24 protein-coding genes are annotated in these 21,795 nt (G+C 52.7%); 6 read left to right on the plus strand and 18 right to left on the minus strand.

Going from position 1 to position 21,795, the window contains the following annotated elements; genetic code table 11:
• Positions 1 to 39 precede the first annotated feature (39 nt).
• Together citR and dsbG are read right to left on the minus strand one after the other, a co-directional pair.
• Positions 40 to 942 (minus strand): DNA-binding transcriptional repressor CitR, encoded by a 903-nt coding sequence (gene citR / locus PGR79_RS10330; protein ID WP_087860249.1) that lies wholly within the window; start codon positions 940 to 942, stop codon positions 40 to 42.
• A 193-nt stretch (positions 943 to 1,135) separates the two neighbouring features.
• Positions 1,136 to 1,888 (minus strand): thiol:disulfide interchange protein DsbG, encoded by a 753-nt coding sequence (gene dsbG, locus PGR79_RS10335; protein ID WP_087860248.1) that lies wholly within the window; start codon positions 1,886 to 1,888, stop codon positions 1,136 to 1,138.
• A gap of 402 nt (positions 1,889 to 2,290) precedes the next feature.
• Here dsbG and ahpC point away from each other — a divergent pair, with 402 nt between their 5' ends.
• Both ahpC and ahpF read left to right on the plus strand, forming a co-directional pair.
• Complete coding sequence (gene ahpC, locus PGR79_RS10340) at positions 2,291 to 2,854, plus strand: alkyl hydroperoxide reductase subunit C (RefSeq protein ID WP_004859485.1); 564 nt, start codon at positions 2,291 to 2,293, stop codon at positions 2,852 to 2,854.
• Positions 2,855 to 2,982: 128 nt separating this feature from the next.
• Positions 2,983 to 4,548, plus strand: a complete 1,566-nt coding sequence (gene ahpF / locus PGR79_RS10345; protein WP_015367747.1) for an alkyl hydroperoxide reductase subunit F — start codon at positions 2,983 to 2,985, stop codon at positions 4,546 to 4,548.
• A gap of 85 nt (positions 4,549 to 4,633) precedes the next feature.
• Here the strand turns inward: ahpF and uspG are convergent, their stop codons facing one another.
• The 4 genes from uspG to dcuC all read right to left on the minus strand — a co-directional run bounded on the left by uspG (position 4,634) and on the right by dcuC (position 8,099).
• Positions 4,634 to 5,062, minus strand: a complete 429-nt coding sequence (gene uspG / locus PGR79_RS10350; RefSeq protein ID WP_015367746.1) for a universal stress protein UspG — start codon at positions 5,060 to 5,062, stop codon at positions 4,634 to 4,636.
• 189 nt (positions 5,063 to 5,251) lie between these two features.
• A complete protein-coding gene (rnk, locus tag PGR79_RS10355; protein ID WP_015367745.1) occupies positions 5,252 to 5,662 on the minus strand; it encodes a nucleoside diphosphate kinase regulator in 411 nt (136 codons plus the stop codon).
• 172 nt (positions 5,663 to 5,834) lie between these two features.
• Entirely contained in the window at positions 5,835 to 6,632 is a 798-nt protein-coding gene (rna, locus tag PGR79_RS10360) for a ribonuclease I (RefSeq protein ID WP_087860247.1), read from the minus strand.
• 93 nt (positions 6,633 to 6,725) lie between these two features.
• Positions 6,726 to 8,099 carry an anaerobic C4-dicarboxylate transporter DcuC gene (dcuC, locus tag PGR79_RS10365; protein ID WP_087860246.1) on the minus strand — a complete coding sequence of 458 codons (1,374 nt, stop codon included), beginning with the start codon at positions 8,097 to 8,099 and terminating at the stop codon, positions 6,726 to 6,728.
• 291 nt (positions 8,100 to 8,390) lie between these two features.
• Between dcuC and pagP the strand changes: the two genes are divergently transcribed.
• Both pagP and cspE read left to right on the plus strand, forming a co-directional pair.
• Positions 8,391 to 8,966: a lipid IV(A) palmitoyltransferase PagP gene (gene pagP, locus PGR79_RS10370; RefSeq protein ID WP_162750180.1), complete on the plus strand. Its 576-nt coding sequence runs from the start codon at positions 8,391 to 8,393 to the stop codon at positions 8,964 to 8,966.
• A gap of 193 nt (positions 8,967 to 9,159) precedes the next feature.
• Positions 9,160 to 9,369: a transcription antiterminator/RNA stability regulator CspE gene (gene cspE, locus PGR79_RS10375; RefSeq protein ID WP_012542460.1), complete on the plus strand. Its 210-nt coding sequence runs from the start codon at positions 9,160 to 9,162 to the stop codon at positions 9,367 to 9,369.
• Positions 9,370 to 9,426: 57 nt separating this feature from the next.
• Here cspE and crcB read toward each other — a convergent pair whose 3' ends face one another.
• Complete coding sequence (gene crcB, locus PGR79_RS10380) at positions 9,427 to 9,810, minus strand: fluoride efflux transporter CrcB (RefSeq protein WP_087860424.1); 384 nt, start codon at positions 9,808 to 9,810, stop codon at positions 9,427 to 9,429.
• An 89-nt stretch (positions 9,811 to 9,899) separates the two neighbouring features.
• Here crcB and PGR79_RS10385 point away from each other — a divergent pair, with 89 nt between their 5' ends.
• Positions 9,900 to 10,688 carry a deaminated glutathione amidase gene (locus PGR79_RS10385; protein ID WP_113373844.1) on the plus strand — a complete coding sequence of 263 codons (789 nt, stop codon included), beginning with the start codon at positions 9,900 to 9,902 and terminating at the stop codon, positions 10,686 to 10,688.
• A 138-nt stretch (positions 10,689 to 10,826) separates the two neighbouring features.
• On the plus strand, positions 10,827 to 11,033 hold the full coding sequence (tatE, locus tag PGR79_RS10390; RefSeq protein WP_045381457.1) for a twin-arginine translocase subunit TatE: 207 nt from the start codon (positions 10,827 to 10,829) through the stop codon (positions 11,031 to 11,033).
• Between the two features lie 203 nt (positions 11,034 to 11,236).
• Here tatE and lipA read toward each other — a convergent pair whose 3' ends face one another.
• The 11 genes from lipA to PGR79_RS10445 form a co-directional block, all read right to left on the minus strand.
• Positions 11,237 to 12,202: a lipoyl synthase gene (gene lipA, locus PGR79_RS10395; protein ID WP_015367739.1), complete on the minus strand. Its 966-nt coding sequence runs from the start codon at positions 12,200 to 12,202 to the stop codon at positions 11,237 to 11,239.
• A 181-nt stretch (positions 12,203 to 12,383) separates the two neighbouring features.
• On the minus strand, positions 12,384 to 13,334 hold the full coding sequence (locus PGR79_RS10400; protein WP_087860244.1) for a YbeF family transcriptional regulator: 951 nt from the start codon (positions 13,332 to 13,334) through the stop codon (positions 12,384 to 12,386).
• A 143-nt stretch (positions 13,335 to 13,477) separates the two neighbouring features.
• Positions 13,478 to 14,119 carry a lipoyl(octanoyl) transferase LipB gene (gene lipB, locus PGR79_RS10405; protein WP_113373845.1) on the minus strand — a complete coding sequence of 214 codons (642 nt, stop codon included), beginning with the start codon at positions 14,117 to 14,119 and terminating at the stop codon, positions 13,478 to 13,480.
• 100 nt (positions 14,120 to 14,219) lie between these two features.
• A complete protein-coding gene (ybeD, locus tag PGR79_RS10410; protein WP_015367736.1) occupies positions 14,220 to 14,483 on the minus strand; it encodes a DUF493 family protein YbeD in 264 nt (87 codons plus the stop codon).
• 113 nt (positions 14,484 to 14,596) lie between these two features.
• Positions 14,597 to 15,796, minus strand: a complete 1,200-nt coding sequence (dacA, locus tag PGR79_RS10415) for a D-alanyl-D-alanine carboxypeptidase DacA (RefSeq protein WP_015367735.1) — start codon at positions 15,794 to 15,796, stop codon at positions 14,597 to 14,599.
• Positions 15,797 to 15,938: 142 nt separating this feature from the next.
• On the minus strand, positions 15,939 to 17,075 hold the full coding sequence (gene rlpA, locus PGR79_RS10420) for an endolytic peptidoglycan transglycosylase RlpA (RefSeq protein WP_430921626.1): 1,137 nt from the start codon (positions 17,073 to 17,075) through the stop codon (positions 15,939 to 15,941).
• Positions 17,076 to 17,085: 10 nt separating this feature from the next.
• On the minus strand, positions 17,086 to 18,198 hold the full coding sequence (gene mrdB, locus PGR79_RS10425) for a peptidoglycan glycosyltransferase MrdB (protein WP_008805635.1): 1,113 nt from the start codon (positions 18,196 to 18,198) through the stop codon (positions 17,086 to 17,088).
• Entirely contained in the window at positions 18,198 to 20,099 is a 1,902-nt protein-coding gene (mrdA, locus tag PGR79_RS10430; RefSeq protein WP_015367733.1) for a peptidoglycan DD-transpeptidase MrdA, read from the minus strand. Before mrdA ends, mrdB begins: the two co-directional genes overlap by 1 nt.
• 27 nt (positions 20,100 to 20,126) lie before the next feature.
• Positions 20,127 to 20,594 carry a 23S rRNA (pseudouridine(1915)-N(3))-methyltransferase RlmH gene (rlmH, locus tag PGR79_RS10435; RefSeq protein ID WP_015367732.1) on the minus strand — a complete coding sequence of 156 codons (468 nt, stop codon included), beginning with the start codon at positions 20,592 to 20,594 and terminating at the stop codon, positions 20,127 to 20,129.
• 3 nt (positions 20,595 to 20,597) lie between these two features.
• Positions 20,598 to 20,915, minus strand: coding sequence for a ribosome silencing factor (gene rsfS, locus PGR79_RS10440; protein ID WP_002894623.1), 318 nt, complete (start codon positions 20,913 to 20,915; stop codon positions 20,598 to 20,600).
• Positions 20,916 to 21,158: 243 nt separating this feature from the next.
• The gene (locus PGR79_RS10445; protein ID WP_113373847.1) at positions 21,159 to 21,767 is read right to left on the minus strand and encodes an adenosylcobalamin/alpha-ribazole phosphatase; all 609 of its coding nucleotides are present in this window, start codon (positions 21,765 to 21,767) and stop codon (positions 21,159 to 21,161) included.
• Positions 21,768 to 21,795: the final 28 nt, after the last annotated feature.

Genomic DNA, 21,795 nt, shown 5'->3' on the forward strand with positions numbered 1-21,795 from the left:
CCACAATATATTTGTTATGTGAATATATTGTGGGTTTAATTAATCGGTGTTTTTATGTCTGCTGATAAAAGCAGCAAATTTAGGATTGTTAAGTGATGAACGATTGTAAATCATATATGTCTTGATGGGCGGTACGGGGTGTGGCTGAATGATTTCATGAAAATCAAATGAACCTTTAAAGTATTCCAGTACGTGTCTGGCCATATAACCGATAAAATCACTTTGATGAATCATGGTTAAAATAGCTATCAACGAGTTGCTTTGGAACGCAATTCTACGATTGGTAAATATATTTTCATTTTGATTTTGAAATAATTTCACACCTGGATCATTAGAAATATAATAAGTGAATCCTTCCTTCTCAATCGCTTCCTGTGTATTAAGTAACGCCTTTCTTGGGTGATCTTTACGGCAAATCAGAACCACCTCAATTTCCTGAAATGGTTGGCATACGACACTATGATTTGAGATTGGCGTTAGACTATAAACCAGATCCGCTTTTCGATAGGCCATCAAATCATCAGCGCTCTCCGAAGATAAAAGAAGATCGCGGTGTTCAATTTGGAGGTTTGGATCCTGATATAAATCATTGATCAAATCCATTGTACCAGGGGCAACAAACAATTGTGGGCTATAAATAACAAATCTTTTACTTAATTCAGAATGATTGGCAATATTAATTGTTTTTTCTAATTGATTGAGGTTCTGTTCCAGGTGATGATGTAAATTCACCCCAACGATCGTTGGAGTTATCCCCTTGCCCGAACGGACAAATAGCGGATCGTTTAATTGATTGCGTAACCGCTGCAGCGACTGACTAACCGCAGAAGGAGTAATAAACAGCGTTTCTGCGGCTTTACTGATACTAAGATGTTGATAAATACACTCGAAGATAACCAACAGGTTTAGATCGAATTTTTTTAAGTCATAAAGGTTGGCCATGCTTAACGTCCTGTTTATGTTGCATCGAGGCGAACGGATTACTATTTCTTCCCGTTATAAATTTGGGGCGATGCCATGAATTATCATTATTATAGCTAAATCTACAATTAATCCCTACTAAATGTATACCAACCAATCGCTTTCCGCCAGATCCTTTTTTGTCCTTAAGACTCTGGCGGAAATACGTTATTTTTTACTGCTGTTTTTCACCCATCATCACCTGCAGTTTCTCTTTATCAGGTAACCCCACTACCTGCTGCAGCATGTTGTCTTTATTCATATAGTAAATAGCCGGGGTGGCATTAGCGCCGAGGTCATCCATCAGCTGCTGGTTGACATTCAGTGTCCTCATCAACGCTGCAGGGATATCTGCCGGTACGTTTAGCTTCATTTTGCCGTTGGACTGTTCGTAATCATGCCAGGTTTGCGCCGGGTCTTTGCTGGCCAGAATGGCTGCCGCGGTGGCCGGGCTCTCTGGTTTAATCACGCCGACCAATAAGGTGCGCAGCTGCACCTTACCGGATTCAACCCACGGTCGCGCCTGTTGCCAGAACTGTTTACAGTAAGGGCAGAAAGGGTCGGCAAACACATAAAGGACGATGGGCGCCTCTTTTTTGCCTTCCAGTAGCCAATCAGCGGATTCGAGTTTTTTCCACATCGCCTGTCCTGCCGGGGTATAGAGCTCTTTCTGGAAAAGCTGTTCGCTCAGATTGTTGCCTTTTTCGTCGTACATATAGCCGGAAATGGCGTGTTTACCGTCGGGGGTGAGATAGATAGCAACACCCATATCCTGATATTTTCCGAGCCAGCCTTTGACGCCACCGGGAGCTTCAAAGGGCTTAATGATAGTAATACCCTGTTTTTCTATCGCTTTTACGGGGGCAGGGAGGTCTTCGGCATAGCTGCACAACGGCAACAGGCTCAGGAAAAGCAGTCGTTTTAACATGAGTATTCCTTTTAAATCAGAAGCTAATGCGAAGTGGTGGTGAAACCTATCGCAGTCATAGATAAGACCTGCCGGGCGTTTGGTTGCCCTTTAGTTCGGCGAATGATGTAATCCTTCATGCTGTTACATTAAGGTGTAGAGCGCAACATATTGCCAGCCATTCTGGCGCTGAAGCTACCTGCGGGTATTTCAGGTAACGGGGCCGCCTGAGAGGGCGGCCTTTTTACTTTTAGCGAAATGAGGCGAAACACGGGTAAAAACCGCGATCTCGACGGCAGGTTCACAAAGTTGTCTTGTGGCGGTTGTTAGATAACGCTTATTGATTTGATAATGCAAACGCATTGGTCGAGTCAGGAAAAATTCGTTAACTTAGACCTCAACAAAAACACGGAGGAAGTATCGATGTCTTTAATTAATACCAAAATCAAACCTTTCAAAAACCAGGCATTCAAAAACGGTGAATTCATCGAAGTTACCGAAAAAGATACTGAAGGCCGCTGGAGCGTCTTCTTCTTCTACCCGGCTGACTTCACTTTCGTTTGCCCGACTGAACTGGGCGACGTGGCTGACCATTACGAAGAGCTGCAGAAACTGGGCGTAGACGTGTACTCTGTATCTACCGACACCCACTTCACCCACAAAGCGTGGCACAGCAGCTCTGACACCATCGCTAAAATCAAATACGCGATGATCGGCGACCCGACTGGCGCCCTGACCCGTAACTTCGACAACATGCGTGAAGATGAAGGTCTGGCTGACCGCGCGACCTTCGTTGTTGACCCGCAGGGTATCATCCAGGCAATCGAAGTTACCGCTGAAGGTATCGGCCGTGATGCGTCTGACCTGCTGCGTAAAATCAAAGCCGCTCAGTACGTTGCTTCCCACCCAGGCGAAGTGTGCCCGGCTAAGTGGAAAGAAGGTGAAGCGACGCTGGCTCCTTCTTTAGATCTGGTTGGTAAGATCTAATTCGTTTTATTCCCGCTAATCAACGGGCGTACCCGCGCCCGTTTTATTCCAACACCATGATGCAAGCGCATTCAGGCTGCCTGATAAAGGCCGCTTGCATGATGATGTTTTAAGCCCAGGAGATAAAAATGCTCGACACCAACATGAAAACCCAGCTCAAGGCCTATCTTGAGAAGCTGACTAAACCTGTTGAGCTGATTGCCACGCTGGATGACAGCGCTAAATCGGCAGAGATCAAGGAACTGTTGGCTGAAATCGCTGAACTGTCAGACAAAGTTACCTTTAAAGAAGACAATACGTTGGCGGTACGTAAGCCATCGTTCCTGATTACTAACCCAGGTTCCAACCAGGGCCCGCGTTTTGCTGGTTCTCCACTGGGACATGAATTCACCTCATTAGTGCTGGCGCTGCTGTGGACCGGCGGCCATCCGTCGAAAGAAGCGCAGTCGCTGCTGGAACAGATCCGCAATCTTGACGGTGATTTTGAGTTTGAGACCTACTACTCGCTCTCTTGCCACAACTGCCCTGACGTGGTGCAGGCGCTGAACCTGATGGCGGTGCTTAACCCGCGTATCAAACACACGGCGATTGATGGCGGGACCTTCCAGAATGAAATCACCGATCGCAACGTGATGGGCGTACCGGCGGTGTTTGTGAATGGTCAGGAATTTGGTCAAGGTCGTATGACGCTGACTGAAATCGTTGCCAAAGTGGATACCGGCGCGGAAAAACGTGCGGCGGAAGAGCTTAACAAACGCGATGCTTATGACGTTCTGATTGTGGGTTCCGGCCCGTCTGGCGCCGCGGCGGCGGTATACTCCGCGCGTAAAGGCATTCGTACCGGCCTGATGGGCGAACGCTTCGGCGGCCAGGTACTGGATACCGTAGATATCGAAAACTATATTTCCGTACCGAAAACCGAAGGTCAGAAGTTGGCGGGGGCGCTGAAAGCGCACGTCAGTGAGTATGATGTTGATGTGATTGATTCACAAAGCGCGGCAAAACTGATCCCGGCAGCCGTCGAAGGCGGCCTGCATCAGATTGAAACCGCCTCCGGCGCGGTGCTGAAAGCGCGCAGCGTGATCATCGCGACCGGCGCCAAATGGCGTAACATGAACGTACCGGGTGAAGACCAATACCGGACTAAAGGCGTAACCTACTGCCCGCACTGCGACGGCCCGCTGTTTAAAGGTAAACGCGTGGCGGTGATTGGCGGCGGTAACTCCGGCGTTGAAGCGGCGATTGATCTGGCGGGCGTCGTTGAGCACGTGACGCTACTGGAATTCGCACCAGAAATGAAAGCCGACCAGGTGCTGCAGGACAAAGTACGCAGCCTGAAAAATGTCGATATTATTCTCAACGCCCAGACTACCGAAGTGGTTGGCGACGGTAGCAAGGTGACGGGGCTGCAGTACCGTGACCGCGTCAGCGGCGATGAGCATCATGTCGCGTTAGCCGGTATTTTTGTCCAGATCGGCCTGCTGCCGAACACCAACTGGCTGGAAGGTACGGTTGAGCGTAACCGCATGGGTGAAATCATCATCGATGCCAAATGTGAAACCAACGTGAAGGGCGTGTTTGCGGCCGGTGACTGCACCACCGTACCGTACAAGCAAATTATTATCGCCACTGGCGAAGGCGCGAAAGCTTCTCTGAGCTCATTCGATTATCTGATTCGCACCAAAAGCGCATAAACATAAAAAGTCGTAAGACAATACCTGCATACAGCAAAGAGGCGACCATAGGGTCGCCTCTTTTTTTGCTTATTTCACCGTTTCGTTATCTCACGACCATCACCGGAATATGCGCATGACGGATGACGCTTGAGGCGTTTGAACCCAGCAAATGGGTGCTGATCGACGGATTGCGGGAACCAATTACTACTACGTCAGCTTTTATTTCATTGGCCAGTTCATTAACCATATCGCGTACATTGCCGAAACGTACATGGCTCTTGATGCGTGAAGGGTCGATGCTGAAGTGGCCGACCATGGTCTGCAAGCGGGTTTCCGCTTCATGCTGCAAATGCTCTTCAAAGCGGCGTAGATCGGCGGTAAAACGGCTCATGGTGAAGCTGGATGAGCCGGGTAAGACGTGAAGTAAATGAATAATGCCGTCCTGTTGGGCAAGAAACTCTGCATGGCGGACAGCCTTGTCGCTCAGCTCCATTTCAAAGACATCAACCGGCATAATGATAGTTTTATACATATGCATTTCTCCTTGTTTGTCTGTTTCTATATCAACATATTATACAAGGATATTGTGGCATTCAGGTCGCAAAACTGTATACGCCGTCACGAGATGAGGTAAAACTTTGTCAGACAGGAAGGGAAAACAGAAAGAGGATGGCGAAGCATCCTCTGAATAAAGCGTCAAACGCCTCAGGCAGCGGGGAACTTAGCGGTGGAATTCGCCTGCGGCTTCCGGCTGGTACAGCAGCTCCAGCACTTCCAGATGCGCCGATGCGCCGCCAGGCAACTCCCAGTGAATGGAGGTGCCGACTTTCAGCCCAAGCAGCGCTGCGCCAACCGGCGCCAGAACCGAAAGCTGAGTGGCGCTATCGGTTGCCTGAGCCGGGAAGACCAGAGTCCGCACGCGTTCTTCGCCGCTGGTTAAATCGCGAAAGCGGACTTTGCTGTTCATGCTCACGACGTCGTGCGGCATTGCTTCCGGCGCGAGCATTTGCGCACGATCCAGTTCGTCGTTCAGGGCATCGGCGACCGGCGAATTAGCGTAAGCCGGTTGCTCAAGCAGTCTGTCGATACGTTCAGCATCGAATTCGTTAATAATGATTGCGGGTCTGGTCATTGCATACTCCATGTTATCCAGGAACCTTTTCCGTAAAAGAAAACCCTCGCCGAAAGGGGCAAGGGTTAATGTCCCTTCATCATACTGAGACTTGCCTGATGTTTGAAGTGATTAAGCGCACATTCAGCGCATCATGAGCAAAAGCAGATGAAGTGGGCGCATCGCCCTGTTATCAAGAACCGACTTTGTCCAGAACAAATTGCTTAGCGCAGTTGCCCGGATGCGGCTGCGGCAGGAACGAATCTGCGCCCAACGGGGAATTGATAGCGCCAGCTTTGATGGAAATTTGCATTTCCGTTAAATAAGCCGGGTTGCCGTCGCAGGTTAATTTAAAGGCTTTGACGTTTTGCGCGCCATACGCTTTGGCGACGGCGGCATCAAAATCGCTACGGCTAACGGTTTGTCCGTAGTGTTTTGCCAGAAAATCACCGATTGCGCTTTGCTTCACTTCGCCATTCAGGCGCACCATCGTACCGAAGTAGCTATCCGGATCGAAGCCGAAACAGACGCCATGCTTGGCATACTCATAACGTTCCAGACAAGAGTTCCCGCCAGAACCCGGCATCACGCTATTCAGCTTATTAGCCATTTCCAGCGACAGCCCGGTTTCCGCGGCCTGGCATTTACGTCCGGCTTTGACTTCCGGCATATTGGGGATCGGGCGCGTCGCGCAGCCGTAGCGCATCCAGCGGCGCTCGTCGACGCCGCGTGAGGCGATCGACTTCGGCAGGCCCGGCCATAGGCCGTGTACCGTCAGAAAATCGGCTTTGTTGCGTTCGTCCTGCTGTAGCCGGCACTCCTCGGGCTCATTACGGTTACTATCCAGCATGCTCTGACAAAAACCGGTTTGCCAGGACAGTGCCAGCACGTAACGATCGAAATCACCGTATTTCGTCGCGGTAAGCGGCTCTGCGCCAACCTGCGTTGCGCCGAGTAAAAGGGCAATGGCGACGACATCCTTCCTGAACATTTTTATTCCTGATAGTGGGAGATGATTAATTGCTGGGATTTATTAAAGCATAAAAAAGGCGCCTGCTGGCGCCTTTTCACTGTGGTTTGTGGTTTATTGAACCGCGGCGCCGGGGACCAGAATCTCGGTGGCGACGATCACCACCAACAGGCCGACGATAACGGGGACCGAGGTGCGCTTAACGACTTCAAATGGCGAAATCTTCGCCATTCCCGCCACCGCCACCACCACGCCGGAAACCGGTGAAATAGTGCGTCCCAAATTCGACGCCTGCAACATAGGGATCGACAGGTAAGCCGGATTGATGCCGGAAGAGTGGGCAAGCTTCGGGATCATCTCTACGAAGGCATAAAATGGCGCGTTGCCGGAGCCGGTGGTCATCGCCGCCAGCATGGTCAGAATCACCAGCACCAGCATCAGAATGATACTGGCGGAACCGAACGAGGTGGCTATGGAGATAAGTCCGTCGATAAAACCGATTGTGCTCAGACCCTGGGCAAATACGCCGGCCGCGACCAATAGCATGACGACGCTGGCGAAGGCGTCAGCCATACCGCGATAGGCGGCTTCCAGCCCGGCGAAGACCTTTTTAGTGTCAAAACTGCGCAGGAATTCCAGTACCGAAGCCAGCACCATACAGAGCACCAGAATAGTGATGATGTGTAATTCAGGACCCCATTTGCCGTCGAAAATCAGCACCCCGATAATCGGCGTGAAAGGTAGAATAGCGTACAGCGCCGGCGCGGTGGTGGTTATCTCGTTGACGTCGAGCATTTCGTGCGAGGCGTTCTCTTTTTTATCGAGGTAGCGCTGCCAGAAGAAGTGAGCGATGGCCATACAGACGATAGCGGCAATCGAGATAGGCAAGGTGGTTTTGAACGCGAAATCGATTAGCGGCATTTCGGCAGCTTTGGCCGCCAGTACTACGTCACCGGAGGTCGGAGACAGGATCAACGCGGCAGGGGAGGCGCAAATCGCCGCCGCGGCGCCGCGGCTGATGCCGACGTTGACCATTACCGGGAACAGCGTCGCCATCAGCAGCACACCCAGGCCGGTCGCTGAGGAGACCGCCAGCGACATCAGACAGGCGAGGAAGTAGGCGGCAATCATCAACAGATAAGGTGAGTTAATATATCGCAGCGGTTTAGAGGCCAGTTTAACCACCATATCGTTGGCGCCGATATGCGTCATATAGGTGGCGAAGCCGCAGAGCATCATAATCATCATGCCGAGGTCGCCGCCGCGGCTCATGAGCAGTATTTTAATATACTCGAAGATGTCGGTCGCGGTGTAACCCGTACTGGCGGCGCTGGCCGGGAGAACCTTATGCCCCATGATGGCGCTGGCGATAAGTAAGACTAAACCGCCGACAAACAGCACCCCTGTCGCGGAATAGCCTTTTATAATGTAGCGGGCGACGCCCACAATAACCACGACCCCGATTAGGATCTCAACAAGCGTAAGCATACTTTACCCCTAAGCCATTAACCCAAAGAATCTGCTGATATCTAAAGCACTACAAAAATTAAGTGAGGGAATGTGCCCAAAAAACGGACAGAACTTGCTGACCCAAATCAATAAACTACTGAGAATTGACTAATCGGAACCTGCGGCGCGGCTAACATCACAAAAGTCGTCTCCCAGGATGCGGTTTTTGCTATGGCGCAATTCAGGATTTTGCCTTATTCCGTTAACAGTCTATTAAGATTACATTTGTTACTTTACTTCGTTTTTAAAATTGAAATCGGTAATAGAGAAGTGTTGAAACTACGTCAATTTACATTGTTTATTCTTGCGCTGTCCGGCCTGCTGCTGTCGTCCGGTTATGCTAACGCCTCGTTCTCGTCAACGCTCCGCGATGGCTACAATACGCTGACGGACAATGTCTCGCAAACCTGGAACGAGCCTGAGCACTACGATCTGTACGTTCCGGCGATCACCTGGCATGCGCGTTTTGCCTATGACAAAGAGAAAACCGATAAGTACAACGAACGCCCGTGGGGCGCGGGATTCGGCGTGTCGCGTTGGGACGATAAAGGAAACTGGCACGGCCTGTATCTGATGGCGTTTAAAGATTCCTTTAATAAGTGGGAGCCGATTGGCGGCTATGGCTGGGAAAAAACCTGGCGTCCGCTGGCCGATGACAACTTCCACCTTGGCCTTGGTTACACCCTTGGCGTAACGGCGCGCGATAACTGGAACTATATCCCGATCCCGGTAGTGCTGCCGCTGGCCTCGATTGGCTACGGCCCGGCGACGTTCCAGATGACCTACATCCCCGGCACTTATAACAACGGCAACGTTTATTTTGCCTGGGCGCGCATTCAGTTTTAATCGTTATAACGTAGTGACAAAAGTGATAAGTTCTTTGTCTTGTTGAAAAACAACGACTAACGTAACTGCCGGCTATAAAGATAGAGACTTTTATCACTTTTTAAGAAAGTTACGCTGGACAAAAGGCATCACAATTGATGTACTGGTATCCGACACAGCATTAGTGTCGTTTTTTAATTTAAAGGTAATTTTGATGTCTAAGATTAAAGGTAACGTTAAGTGGTTTAATGAGTCCAAAGGATTCGGTTTCATTACTCCGGAAGATGGCAGCAAAGATGTATTCGTACACTTCTCTGCAATCCAGTCCAACGGTTTCAAAACTCTGGCTGAAGGTCAGCGCGTAGAGTTCGAAATCACTAACGGTGCCAAAGGCCCTTCTGCTGCAAACGTAATGGCTATCTAACCAACACGTCAGTAGAATATAAAAACCCGCTTATAGCGGGTTTTTTTTTGCCTGTCGTTAACGGGCGGCTGACTGTGAAAATAGCCAGAATGCCGTCGCGGTCATGGTGAAAGAACCAAGCAGGTTGACGAGAACGTTTAGCAACGCCCAGCTGAAACGCCCCTGCTGGAGCAGGAAGACGACTTCTGCGGAAAAGGTGGAGAAGGTCGTCAGGCCGCCGCAGAAACCGGTAGTGATGAGCAACTTCCACATAGGATCGACATGCGTCAGACGATTAAACCACGCCAGCCCGGCACCGATAATAAAGGCGCCCAGCAGGTTAGCGACTAGCGTGCCAATGGGAATCGCATGATGCATGGGGTTAAATTTCATGCCCAGCCACCAGCGCAACACGCTGCCGGTTCCGCCGCCAACAAAAACGGCTAAAAGGAGTTGTAACACGGTCATTTCCTGCTAATACGTTAGATAGAGGGTTGAGTGTAGCGCGATAAACGCGTTTTTGGCTATGGATTCGCAAGTGGGAGAAAGAGATGCGGGTAGCTGCGGGACAATTCGCCGTCACGGCGCAGTGGCAAAAAAATGCGCAGACCTGCGTTGAGCTGATGCATCAGGCGGCAGAATGCGGCGCTTCGTTACTGGTCTTGCCCGAGGCGTTACTGGCGCGAGCCGATAACGACCCGGATATGTCGGTAAAATCCGCGCAGGCGCTGGATGGCGGCTTTATGCAGCAGTTGCTGGCGGAAAGCCGGCGGAATGACTTAACCACGATATTAACGCTACACGTGCCCTCTGCTGAAGGGCGCGCGAGCAATACGCTGGTGGCGATATGCCGAGGGGCGATTTGCGCACAATACCAGAAACTCCATTTGTACGATGCGTTTAATATGCAGGAGTCACGGCTGGTGGATGCCGGCGAGCAAATCCCGCCGTTAATAGATGTAAATGGGATGCGAATCGGCTTAATGACCTGCTACGATTTACGCTTTCCCGAATTAGCGCTATCGTTAGCGTTAAAGGGGGCTGAAGTGTTGGTGCTTCCGACAGCCTGGGTGCGTGGGCCATTGAAAGAACATCACTGGGCGACGCTGCTGGCGGCAAGGGCGCTGGATACTACCTGCTACATTATTGCGGCAGGCGAGTGTGGAACGCGTAATATCGGCCAGAGCCGGATTATCGATCCGCTCGGTACCACCATTGCTGGCGCCGCAGCCCAGCCGCAGCTGATTTTTGCTGAGATATCCGCAGATTATATTCATCAGGTGCGTGAGAGTTTGCCGGTGCTGCGTAATCGCAGATTTGCGCCACCGCAATTATTGTGACGTTTTTTTAAACAAGGCTTGATTCACCTTGTTACAGATTGCTATTGTGTCGGCGCGTCAAATAGCCGTTAATTGTATGCGTATATGTGTATGATGGCGTATTCGCAGCTTGAGCTTGTATAGAGAAGAAGGTTAGCTATGGGTGAGATTAGTATTACCAAACTGCTGGTAGTCGCAGCGCTGATTATTTTAGTGTTTGGTACCAAAAAATTACGCACGCTGGGTGGAGACCTGGGTTCGGCTATCAAAGGCTTCAAGAAAGCCATGAATGATGACGATGACAGTGCCAAAAAGACCAGCGCTGAGGAAGAAGCGCCGGCACAGAAACTCTCTCATAAAGAGTAATTAATCACGGGCTCCCGATAAGCGGGGGCGCGTCGCGGCCGGGTGTGAAGCTCTGGCGGCAAAGAGGCGGCAGCGTATTCGTTGTCGCCTTTTTTATGGTCGTTATTTGGGATGCGAAAAAGTTGCAACCAGGTGTGACGATAGAAAGGGGCGTTAGCAGGTAAATCTGGCCGCCGCGAACGGCGGCCAAAGAAAGGCAGAGGTTATTTTACTTCCATACCTTTTGCCTGCAGATCGGCATGATAGGAAGAGCGGACGAACGGGCCGCAGGCGGCATGGGTAAAGCCCATCGCCATGGCTTCAGCTTTCATCTCTTCAAACTCTTCCGGGCTGACGTAGCGCTGTACCGGAAGGTGGTGACGGCTCGGCTGCAGATACTGACCCAGCGTCAGCATAGTGACGCCATGGCGGCGCAGATCGCGCATCACTTCGATGATCTCTTCATTGGTTTCGCCAAGACCGACCATCAGACCCGATTTGGTCGGGATTTCCGGATGCGCTTCTTTAAAGCGCTCAAGCAGCTTCAGCGACCAGTTGTAATCTGCGCCCGGACGTACCTGGCGATACAGGCGCGGTACGTTTTCCAGGTTGTGGTTAAACACATCCGGCGGCGTCACTTTCAGGATATCCAGCGCGCGATCCATACGACCGCGGAAATCCGGCACCAGCGTTTCAATCTTGATGTTCGGGCTCTTTTCGCGGATAGCGCTGATACAGTCGGCGAAATGCTGCGCGCCGCCGTCACGAAGATCGTCGCGGTCAACGGAAGTCACCACCACGTAGCGCAGACCCATGTCGGCGATGGTTTGCGCCAGTTTTTGCGGCTCATTGGCATCAGGCGTCACCGGACGACCGTGGGCAACATCGCAGAACGGACAACGGCGAGTACAGATAGCGCCGAGGATCATAAAGGTCGCGGTGCCGTGGTTGAAGCACTCGGCAAGGTTCGGGCAAGAGGCTTCTTCGCACACGGAGTGCAGGCCATTCTTACGCATCGCTGCCTTGATCCCCTGAATACGGGACGAGTCAGCCGGAAGTTTGATTTTCATCCATTCCGGTTTTCTGAGCAGAGCTTCACGCTCAGTTGCCACGTTTTTCACCGGGATAAGGGCCATTTTATCGGCGTCGCGGTACTTAACACCGCGTTCCATCACAATGGGTTTACTCATAGCGTGCGTGTTCCAGTTGCGAGTCACGAAGGAAAGCGAATTAATTCAATCAAATGTTGTATTTATCAACTATTTTTGAACTAAGGACAGGCAGTATATCATTGATACGGGGTTGAAAGCAGCCTGGTTACCCGGCAAATTGTAAAATAGTTGTTGTTTTATCCTTTTCCCTCGCGTGCGGTTAGCAGGAATAAGTTTGCACAATAGTGTCGATAATCTCTTTCAGTAACGGCTCCTGGGCGCTTTGTCGGTTGTAATGGAGCGAAATATCAATACGCTGGTCCTGCAGCGGTGGAAAAGGAATCGCTTGTAAATCCCAGATCTTCGCCACCAGCGCGAACATGCTCTCAGGCGTCAGCCCCAGCAAATCGCTATTATTCATCATCGCCGCCTGGGTCAACAGGTTATAGCTGCTAAAACCGCAGCGGCGTTCGCCGATAAATTCATCAAGTTGCCGATGCAGGGTAGGGTAGCGCTGTCCTTCCGGCAGCAGCAGCGCAAACTCAAACTGCTGTAGATTTTCCCGCGTCAGCGGAAGAGGCAAAATGGGATGATCTTTCCGGCAGAACATAACGACCGGTTCGGAAAACAGTACCTGGTGTGCAATGGCCAGCCCGCTATGGTTATAGCTGTCGATCAGCAAATCAACCTGCCGCTGGTTGAGCTGGCTGGCGGCATCGGTAATCGCAATATTGTGCAGTAATACCTGAGGAAACCTCGGTTTCAATGCATTGGCGATCGTTGGCATCACCAGGGCGCCGATGGTTGGAGTGGTAGCGATGGTGAGCACGCGCTGTTGCTGCGAGCTGCTGCCCAAATCCAGCGCATTGAGAAAGGCTTCCATCCCCTGACTAATATACTGATGCAAGTGAGTGGCAAAAGCCGTCGGCGTCACCCCCTGTCCTTTACGAATAAAGAGCGGGTCAGGGAACAGAGCCCGTAATTTATTGATGGACTGGCTGATGGCCGAAGGGGTGATATTTAGCACCCTCGCCGCGTTGACGATGCCTTTATGCACGTACACCGCTTCGAAGATGGTCAGCAGATTAAGATCGATATTACGCAGAATACGAAAAATCTGCCGATCTTCAGGTTGTTCATTGAGTTCCGATGGGGGATGGTTTTCTGCCACTCAGCGTATCCGGTTGTCGGGTGTATAGCGCTATTATAGCGGGCCGTGGCATTGCGGAACGTGATAATTGATTGCAAATATAAAGTATTAATAATGACTTGCGCAATTTACAGGCGCTCTGAGATTTCAGAGCGCGAAGCTTCTTAAGCGGCTACATACTCATGCGGTGGGTTATTCAGCAGCGCCAGCAGGTTGGCGACCAGCCGCGGCGCGACGTTTTCCGTGGTGGCCTGCGGCTGCCACTGGCGCATTTGCGTCATCTCCATACCGGCATAGCCGCACGGGTTAATGCGCAGGAATGGCGTCAAATCCATTGCCACATTCAGCGCCAGGCCGTGGAAAGAACAGCCTTTACGAATACGCAGCCCCAGCGAACAAATTTTCTGTGCACCAACGTAAACCCCAGGCGCATCGGCGCGTGGGTGGGATTCAATCTGATACTCCGCGAGAGTATTGACCACGGTCTGCTCCAGCAGCGTCACTAATTCACGCACGCCGAGTTTACGCCGTTTAAGATTCAGCAATACATACATCACCTGTTGGCCTGGCCCGTGATAGGTCACCTGGCCGCCGCGATCGCTCTGAATAACCGGGATATCGCCTGGCACCAGCACGTGTTCGGCTTTACCGGCCTGACCCTGAGTAAAGACCGGGTGATGTTCTACCAGCCAGATTTCATCCAGCGTCGTGTCGTCACGACTGTCGGTAAATTCGTGCATTGCCTGCGAGATGGGTTCGTAAGGTTGCAGGCCGAGTTGTCGAATAAGAATGGTATTGTGCTGCAAAACAACGTCTCCGCCGAGAGGGATGACTTAAGTGGGGGAGAGTATATCACAGCGAAAGAAAGAGGATTACCCGGCGCTTGAGGCCGGGTAAGGCGAGGGATTACAGCACCATCCGCACGATTTCGATATTGCCCAGCTCTTCGTACAGGGCTTCGACCTGCTCAATGTGGGTAGCGTTAATGGTGATGGAGACCGAGTGGTAGTTACCTTTGCTGCTCGGTTTTACTGACGGAGAGTAATCACCAGGCGCATGGCGCTGTACCACTTCCACCACCTGATCAACCAGCTCAGGCAACGCCTGCCCCATTACTTTGTAAGTAAATGGAGTAGGGAATTCAAGCAGTTCGTTAAGTTTGGTTTTCATGTCAGCTCCGGTGTGACGACTAAAATAATAACTCCCACGTAATGTGGGAGTTATCAGGTTTCTTTGATGAATAGTATATGGGGATAGAAATCACACTTTCAAGTGTTCAATTTTTAACCAAACCAGTGATGGAACATTAACTTAATGTAATCAATGATTTTGCCGAAGAAATTACCTTCCGGAATTTCCTGCAGCACCACTAACGGACGCTGATCGATAGTTTTGCCATCTAACTGGAAGTTGATGGTACCGACCACCTGGTTTTTCTGCAGCGGCGCGTGCAGCTCGGTGTTATTCAACACATAGCTGGCTTTCAGATCTTTCATACGGCCGCGCGGGATAGTCAGATAGACGTCTTTATCTACGCCCAGAGAGGCGCGATCGCTATCGCCGAACCAGGCCGGTTCAGAGGCGAACTCTTTACCTGCTTTAATAGGGTTGACGGTTTCAAAGAAGCGGAAGCCCCAGGTCAGCAGTTTCTTGCTCTCGGACTCACGCCCTTTGTAGGTACGCCCGCCCATGACCGCGGAGATCAGGCGCATCTGGCCTTCGGTAGCAGAGGCAACCAGGTTGTAGCCGGCTTTATCGGTATGGCCGGTTTTAATGCCATCGACGTTGAGGCTGTTATCCCACAGCAGACCGTTACGGTTCAGCTGGCGAATACCGTTAAAGGTGAACTCTTTCTCACGGTAGATGGAATACTCATTCGGTACGTCGCGGATCAACGCCTGGCCGATCAGCGCCATGTCACGCGCGGAGCTGTACTGACCATCGGCATCCAGGCCGTGAACGGTCTGGAAGTGGGTGTTTTTCAGGCCCAACGCGTTAACGTAATTGTTCATCAGGCTGACAAACGCGTCCTGGCTGCCGGCAACGTAGTCGGCCATCGCCACGCAGGCATCGTTACCGGATTGCAGGTTGATGCCGCGGATCAGCTGAGAAACCGGTACCTGCATGCCCGGTTTCAGGAACATCAGGGAAGAACCTTTAAACACCGGGTTACCGGTTGCCCACGCGTCGTTACCTACGGTGACCAGATCGGATTCTTTGAATTTGCCCGCTTTCATGGCCTGGCCAATGACATAGCTGGTCATCATTTTGGTCAGGCTCGCCGGATCGCGACGGGCGTCGGCGTTGTTTTCCGCCAGTACTTTACCTGAGTTGTAATCGATAAGAACCCAGGATTCAGCATCGATCTGCGGAGCGCCTGGGATCATGGTTTTCATATTCAGGTCATCGGCGCGGGCAGCGGTAGACAGTGCCGCAACGGAGAGGGCCGTAACGAGTAAACGAGCGGTGAAAGAGGTCTTCATGGTTAGAACAACGGCATCCGTGATGAAATTAAAAAAAGTGCCTTACTATAACAAATGCATTTCGCAGCGGCACCCGACATTACATATGACTTTGTTAACGACTTTTACATATGCGGTGGCGGGAGATACCGCGGCGTTACGTTTAGTTGGCGCGAGTAATAAATGATTGCAGCTGCGCTTCGTTTTGCAGGCGCTGCTGTACCGTCGACGCTTGCGACTTACTGGTAAATGGACCCAATTGGATTCGCCACACGGCGCCATTTTGCATCACTCGGCCCGGAACGGCGAACTGCTGGCTCAAGCGCTGCTGATATTGCTGGGCGCGAGCCTGGTCGCTAACGGCGCCGACCTGCACGACGAACTCGCCGCTGGTGCTGGCGCTTGGCGCGGCAACAGTCGCGGTTGCTGCTGCGGCCGCGGCAGGCGCAACGCTCCCCTGAATCGAGCCCGGCGCGGTGACTGGAGCGCTGGGTGTTGTCGGCGTCGCGGCGACGGCGGCAGGCGCAGCAGCAGGTTCGCTGCTTTCCAGCACGCCATTATTCAGCGGCGTCGGCGCGCCAAGGAATCCACTATTGCTGACCGGCGCGCCCATGTTATCCTCAGGCTTAAGCGTTGAGTTGCTAATGGCGTGAATGTTTGATTGGTCGGCCGGGGCGATGGCCGCGGAACCATCGCCATCAAGGTTTGGCCGTGAAGGCAGGGCATAGGTTTGTTTGGCGACGGTGGTACATGCCATACCCGGGCCCGACAAAGCGCCGTCCTGAGAGACGATAATAGGATCGATACGAACTTTAGTATTGTTCGAGGTATTCAGGCGGTCGGCGGACGCGCGGGACAGGGAAATGACCCGATCATTGCCGTACGGGCCGCGATCGTTAATGCGCACCACGATCATCCGGCCGTTGGCCAGGTTCGTGATACGCGCGTAGCTCGGGATGGGCAAGGTTGGATGCGCGGCGGTGAGCTGAGTTGGATCGAACGCTTCGCCAGAGGCGGTCAGATTGCTGTTCGGTTCGGCATCATAAATTGCCGCCAGACCGGTCTGGGTGAAGTTAGCCGGATCCTGAACGATTTTATAGCTTTTGCCGTCGCGCTCATAATCCTGATTGGCCGTGGCGTTCAGCGTTTCGAAACGCGGATCGGCGCCGCTAATTTCTACCGTCGGACCATTACAGACGGCCGGCTGCGGGACGCTAACCGTCTTCTGCTGAACGTCTTCACCCGAACATGCCGCCAGCAGCCCTGCTGCTATGCAGATCCCCAGCCATTGCTTACGCATTGCGAACCCCTTAAACGCTTTTCGACAACATTTTTCTGTGGGTATGGATCGACATCACGATACCAAACCCGGCCATCAATACGATCAGGGCTGAGCCCCCGTAGCTGACCAGCGGCAAAGGTACCCCCACCACCGGCAAAATACCACTTACCATACCAATATTTACGAAGACATAAACGAATAAAATCAACATTAAACCGCCCGCCATGACGCGGCCAAAGGTGGTTTGCGCCTGGGCGGCGATCCACAGTCCGCGCATGATAAGCAAAATGTACAATGCCAGCAGGATCAACACCCCGATAAGACCCAGCTCTTCCGCCAACACGGCGAAGATAAAGTCAGTATGGCGCTCCGGCAGGAATTCGAGCTGCGACTGAGTACCATGCAACCATCCTTTACCGCGTAATCCGCCGGAACCAATAGCGATTTTCGACTGAATAATATGATAGCCCGCGCCCAGCGGATCGGTCTCCGGGTCGAGCAGCATCATCACGCGCTGACGCTGGTAGTCGTGCATCAGGAAGAACCATAAAATCGGAATAAAGGCGGCGACCAGCACGACCGCGATACCGATCAAGCGCCAGCTGAGGCCGGAGAGGAACAGAACAAACAGGCCGGAGAGGGCGATCAGAATCGAGGTGCCGAGGTCTGGCTGCGCTGCAACCAGCAGGGTCGGCAGGAAGATCAGGACCAGTGCGATGGCGGTATTCTTCAATGACGGCGGACAGACATCGCGGTTAATAAACCGCGCCACCATCAGCGGCACCGCTATTTTGGCAATCTCCGAGGGCTGAAAGCGTACAATACCGAGATCCAACCAGCGCTGTGCGCCTTTGGATATTGCGCCGAAGGCGTCTACGGCAACCAGCAAAATAATACAGAAAATATAGAGGTAGGGCGCCCAGCCCTCATATACCCGCGGCGGGATCTGCGCCATCACGATCATAATCACCACGCCCATGGCGATTTGGCCGATTTTGCGCTCCATCATTCCCACATCCTGGCCGCTGGCGCTCCAGATAACCAGCGCGCTGTAGGTGAGCAGCGCCAGCAGGATGAGCAGCATCGTGGGGTCCAGATGGATTTTATCCCATAGTGATTTTTTGTTCGGATTATCGGTCATTATTGATCCTCCCCCGCCGTCACCGCCGGGCTTTCACTCGGCAGATTGGTGTTGTTATCACCCAGCATGATGTGATCGAGGATCTGGCGCATAATGGTACCGACCGCCGGGCCGGCGCCGCCATTCTCCAGGATCATCGCCACCGCGACCTGGGGGTTGTTGTAAGGCGCAAACGCCGTCATGAGTTTGTGGTCACGCAGACGTTCGGAAATTCGGTGCGCGTTATAGGTTTCGTTGGCTTTCAGGCCGAATACCTGCGCGGTACCGGACTTCGCCGCAATCTTATACGGCGCGCTGGCAAAGTATTTGTGCGCGGTACCGTTGCCGCGGTTAGCAACGCCGTACATCCCGTCTTTGGCGATTTCCCAATAGCCGGAATGAATATCGCCGACCGGCGGTTCATGCGGCTGTACCCACGGTACCTGTTTACCGTCTTCGAGAGTGCTTTGCAGAAGATGGGGCACTTTGACCACGCCGTCGTTTATCAGGATCATCAGCGCTTTGTTCATCTGAATCGGCGTAGCGGTCCAGTAGCCCTGGCCGATACCGACCGGGATGGTATCACCCTGATACCAGGGTTTCTTAAAGCGCTTGAGCTTCCATTCGCGAGTGGGCATGTTGCCGGAGCGTTCTTCCGCCAGGTCAACGCCAGTGTAGTCGCCGTAGCCAAACTTACTCATCCATTCGGAAAGGCGATCGATGCCCATATCATAGGCGACTTGATAGAAATAGGTATCCGCGGACTCTTCCAGCGCTTTGGTGACGTTCAGGTGTCCGTGGCCCCATTTTTTCCAGTCGCGATAGCGTTTTTCCGAACCAGGCAACTGCCACCAGCCGGGGTCGAACAGACTGGTATTGCGGGTAATGACGCCGGCGCTTAAGGCCGAGACGGCGACGTAGGGTTTTACCGTCGAGGCGGGTGGATAGACCCCCTGTGTGGCGCGGTTAACCAGCGGGGTATTCGGATCGTTGAGGAGTCCGGAATAATCTTTGCTGGAGATACCATCGACAAACAGGTTGGGATCGTAGCTCGGGGTTGAAACCAGCGCCAGAATCGCGCCGCTGCGCGGGTCGGTGACCACTACCGCCGCGCGGCTGCCCGCCAGCAGCGTTTCGATATACTGCTGCAGCTTCAAATCAAGGGTTAAGTAGATATCGCGTCCGGCCTGCGGCGGCACTTCTTTTAACTGGCGAATAACGCGGCCGCGGTTGTTGACTTCAACCTCTTCATAACCGGTTTGCCCGTGCAGCACGTCTTCATAATAGCGCTCGATTCCCAGCTTACCGATGTCGTGGGTCGACGCGTAGTTAGCCAGCTTGCCCTCTTTATCCAGGCGATCGACGTCTTTATCGTTGATTTTAGAAACGTAGCCGATAACGTGGGTCAGGGCGGAGTTATAGGGATAGTAGCGGCGCTTGTAGCCTTTGACTTCGACGCCGGGGAAGCGGTACTGGTTTACGGCGAAGCGCGCCACCTGGACTTCATTAAGATTGACCTTCACCGGAATCGAGGTGAAGCGGTGAGAGCGCGCGCGCTCTTTTTTAAAGCCGGCAATGTCGTCGTCGGTCAGGTCGACGACGTCGCGCAGCGCATCCAGCGTCTGCTGCACGTTATCGACTTTTTCCGGCATCATCTCTAGCTGATAGATGGTGCGGTTCAGCGCCAGCGGCGTGCCGTTGCGATCGTAGATAATGCCGCGGCTGGGCGGAATAGGGACCAGCTTAATGCGGTTTTCATTGGAACGCGTTTGATAGTCGTTGAAACGGACAATCTGTACGTTGTAGAGGTTGGCAATCAGCACGCCGGTAAGCAACAAAATGCCCGTAAAAGCGACCAGCGCCCGGCGTACAAACAGCGAGGATTCAGCCGTATAGTCGCGGAAAGAATTCTGTAATTTCATTCGCTGCTTAGTCTACCCAGGTCATCATTACTCACGGTGGTAAGGGTGGTTAGTCGTAATGCTCCACGCACGATACAGGCTCTCAGCGACCAGCACGCGAACTAACGGGTGAGGCAACGTGAGCGTGGAAAGCGACCAACTCTGTTCCGCTGCCGCTTTGCAGGCCGGAGAGAGACCTTCCGGGCCGCCAATGAGTAAACTGACGTCCCGGCCATCCTGCTTCCAGCGTTCCAGTTCTCGCGCCAGCTGCGGCGTATCCCACGGCTTACCGGGAATATCCAGGGTCACGATACGGTTCTTGCCTGCGGCCGCCAGCATCATTTCGCCCTCTTTTTCGAGGATGCGTTTGATATCGGCATTTTTTCCGCGCTTACCGGCAGGGATCTCTACCAGTTCGAACGGCATATCTTTTGGAAAACGGCGCAGATATTCGCTAAAGCCGGTCTGAACCCAGTCCGGCATTTTGGTGCCAACGGCCACCAATTGTAGCTTCACGCATTAACTCCAGAGTTTTTCCAGCTCGTACAGACGACGGCTCTCTTCCTGCATGACGTGAACCATCACGTCGCCCAGATCGACCACGATCCAGTCGGCGGCGGCTTCACCTTCAACGCCCAGCGGCAGCATCCCGGCGGCGCGGGATTCCTGCACCACATGGTCGGCGATGGACATCACGTGGCGCGTAGACGTGCCGGTGCAAATAATCATGCAATCGGTGATGCTGGATTTGCCATGTACATCAATGGCGACGATGTCCTGACCTTTCAGGTCATCAATTTTGTCGATAACAAAATCCTGGAGTGCTTTACCCTGCAAGTGTTCCCCCTGGGTGCGTGAAGAGTGATAACAATAACGAGCCTGACAGTATACCCGAAGTCATGGCAATGTCGGGAGAAAAGTCAGCTTTCAGCCCTTGAAAGCGGGCTATCATCCCATCCCTTGCCGACGAATGCATCGCCATTTTTGTAAAACAATTTCTGCAAGATGCGTATAGCGGGTGTAGCCTGGCTGCGGAGAATAACAGCCTGCATTTGGCTGTCAATGGGCGACGATTAATTCTTATTCCGCGCGCCACCGCGCCTGGCTATTTAATACCCGCAGGGTAGTAAAATCGTGGCGCCGTTCGATAAGGCTCCAGCTACCGTGGGCGAGGGGAAAATGCCACATTGCTGCCGCAGGCATCTGCAATAAAAGTGCGATTAACAGGCTTAAAGCGCCCTGGTGGCCGACGATCAATAGATTATCCCGCTGCTGATATTGCCCGAGGGTGGCGACAAAAGCCGCGATACGCTGCGCGAAGGCCTGGAAGCTTTCGCCGTTGGTCGGCGCGGCGTTCTGCCAGTCTTTGCACCATGCGGCGTAGTTCTGCGGATCTTCTTTTTGCAGATCGCGATGGTGGCGCATTTCCCAATCGCCAAAAAACATCTCATTCAACGAAGGAATCACTTGCCGTGGGATTAGCCGACCAGCGAGCAATAAGTCGGCGGTATGCTGGGTTCTCTCCAGCTCGCTGCACAATACCAGCTCGAAAGGCACCGCCCGCAGATAGTCACCCAGCGAGCGGGCCTGCTGGATCCCGCGTTCGGTCAGGGGGGTTGGGGCATGACCGCTATACAGTCCGTCGACATTAGCCTGCGTTTCGCCGTGGCGAACCAGCCATAATTTCATGATGCACTCCGTGGAACTCGCGTAGCGT

Source organism: Klebsiella sp. 141161, assembly GCF_050600815.1.
Taxonomy (GTDB): domain Bacteria; phylum Pseudomonadota; class Gammaproteobacteria; order Enterobacterales; family Enterobacteriaceae; genus Klebsiella; species Klebsiella aerogenes.

What these genes read in the sequence shown, in the direction of transcription:
- citR (WP_087860249.1), bottom strand. Translation starts at nt 942, where the DNA reads ATGGCCAACCTTTATGACTTAAAAAAATTCGATCTAAACCTGTTGGTT.
- dsbG (WP_087860248.1), bottom strand. Translation starts at nt 1,888, where the DNA reads ATGTTAAAACGACTGCTTTTCCTGAGCCTGTTGCCGTTGTGCAGCTAT.
- ahpC (WP_004859485.1), top strand. Translation starts at nt 2,291, where the DNA reads ATGTCTTTAATTAATACCAAAATCAAACCTTTCAAAAACCAGGCATTC.
- ahpF (WP_015367747.1), top strand. Translation starts at nt 2,983, where the DNA reads ATGCTCGACACCAACATGAAAACCCAGCTCAAGGCCTATCTTGAGAAG.
- uspG (WP_015367746.1), bottom strand. Translation starts at nt 5,062, where the DNA reads ATGTATAAAACTATCATTATGCCGGTTGATGTCTTTGAAATGGAGCTG.
- rnk (WP_015367745.1), bottom strand. Translation starts at nt 5,662, where the DNA reads ATGACCAGACCCGCAATCATTATTAACGAATTCGATGCTGAACGTATC.
- rna (WP_087860247.1), bottom strand. Translation starts at nt 6,632, where the DNA reads ATGTTCAGGAAGGATGTCGTCGCCATTGCCCTTTTACTCGGCGCAACG.
- dcuC (WP_087860246.1), bottom strand. Translation starts at nt 8,099, where the DNA reads ATGCTTACGCTTGTTGAGATCCTAATCGGGGTCGTGGTTATTGTGGGC.
- cspE (WP_012542460.1), top strand. Translation starts at nt 9,160, where the DNA reads ATGTCTAAGATTAAAGGTAACGTTAAGTGGTTTAATGAGTCCAAAGGA.
- PGR79_RS10385 (WP_113373844.1), top strand. Translation starts at nt 9,900, where the DNA reads ATGCGGGTAGCTGCGGGACAATTCGCCGTCACGGCGCAGTGGCAAAAA.
- tatE (WP_045381457.1), top strand. Translation starts at nt 10,827, where the DNA reads ATGGGTGAGATTAGTATTACCAAACTGCTGGTAGTCGCAGCGCTGATT.
- lipA (WP_015367739.1), bottom strand. Translation starts at nt 12,202, where the DNA reads ATGAGTAAACCCATTGTGATGGAACGCGGTGTTAAGTACCGCGACGCC.
- ybeD (WP_015367736.1), bottom strand. Translation starts at nt 14,483, where the DNA reads ATGAAAACCAAACTTAACGAACTGCTTGAATTCCCTACTCCATTTACT.
- dacA (WP_015367735.1), bottom strand. Translation starts at nt 15,796, where the DNA reads ATGAAGACCTCTTTCACCGCTCGTTTACTCGTTACGGCCCTCTCCGTT.
- rlpA (WP_430921626.1), bottom strand. Translation starts at nt 17,075, where the DNA reads ATGCGTAAGCAATGGCTGGGGATCTGCATAGCAGCAGGGCTGCTGGCG.
- mrdB (WP_008805635.1), bottom strand. Translation starts at nt 18,198, where the DNA reads ATGACCGATAATCCGAACAAAAAATCACTATGGGATAAAATCCATCTG.
- mrdA (WP_015367733.1), bottom strand. Translation starts at nt 20,099, where the DNA reads ATGAAATTACAGAATTCTTTCCGCGACTATACGGCTGAATCCTCGCTG.
- PGR79_RS10445 (WP_113373847.1), bottom strand. Translation starts at nt 21,767, where the DNA reads ATGAAATTATGGCTGGTTCGCCACGGCGAAACGCAGGCTAATGTCGAC.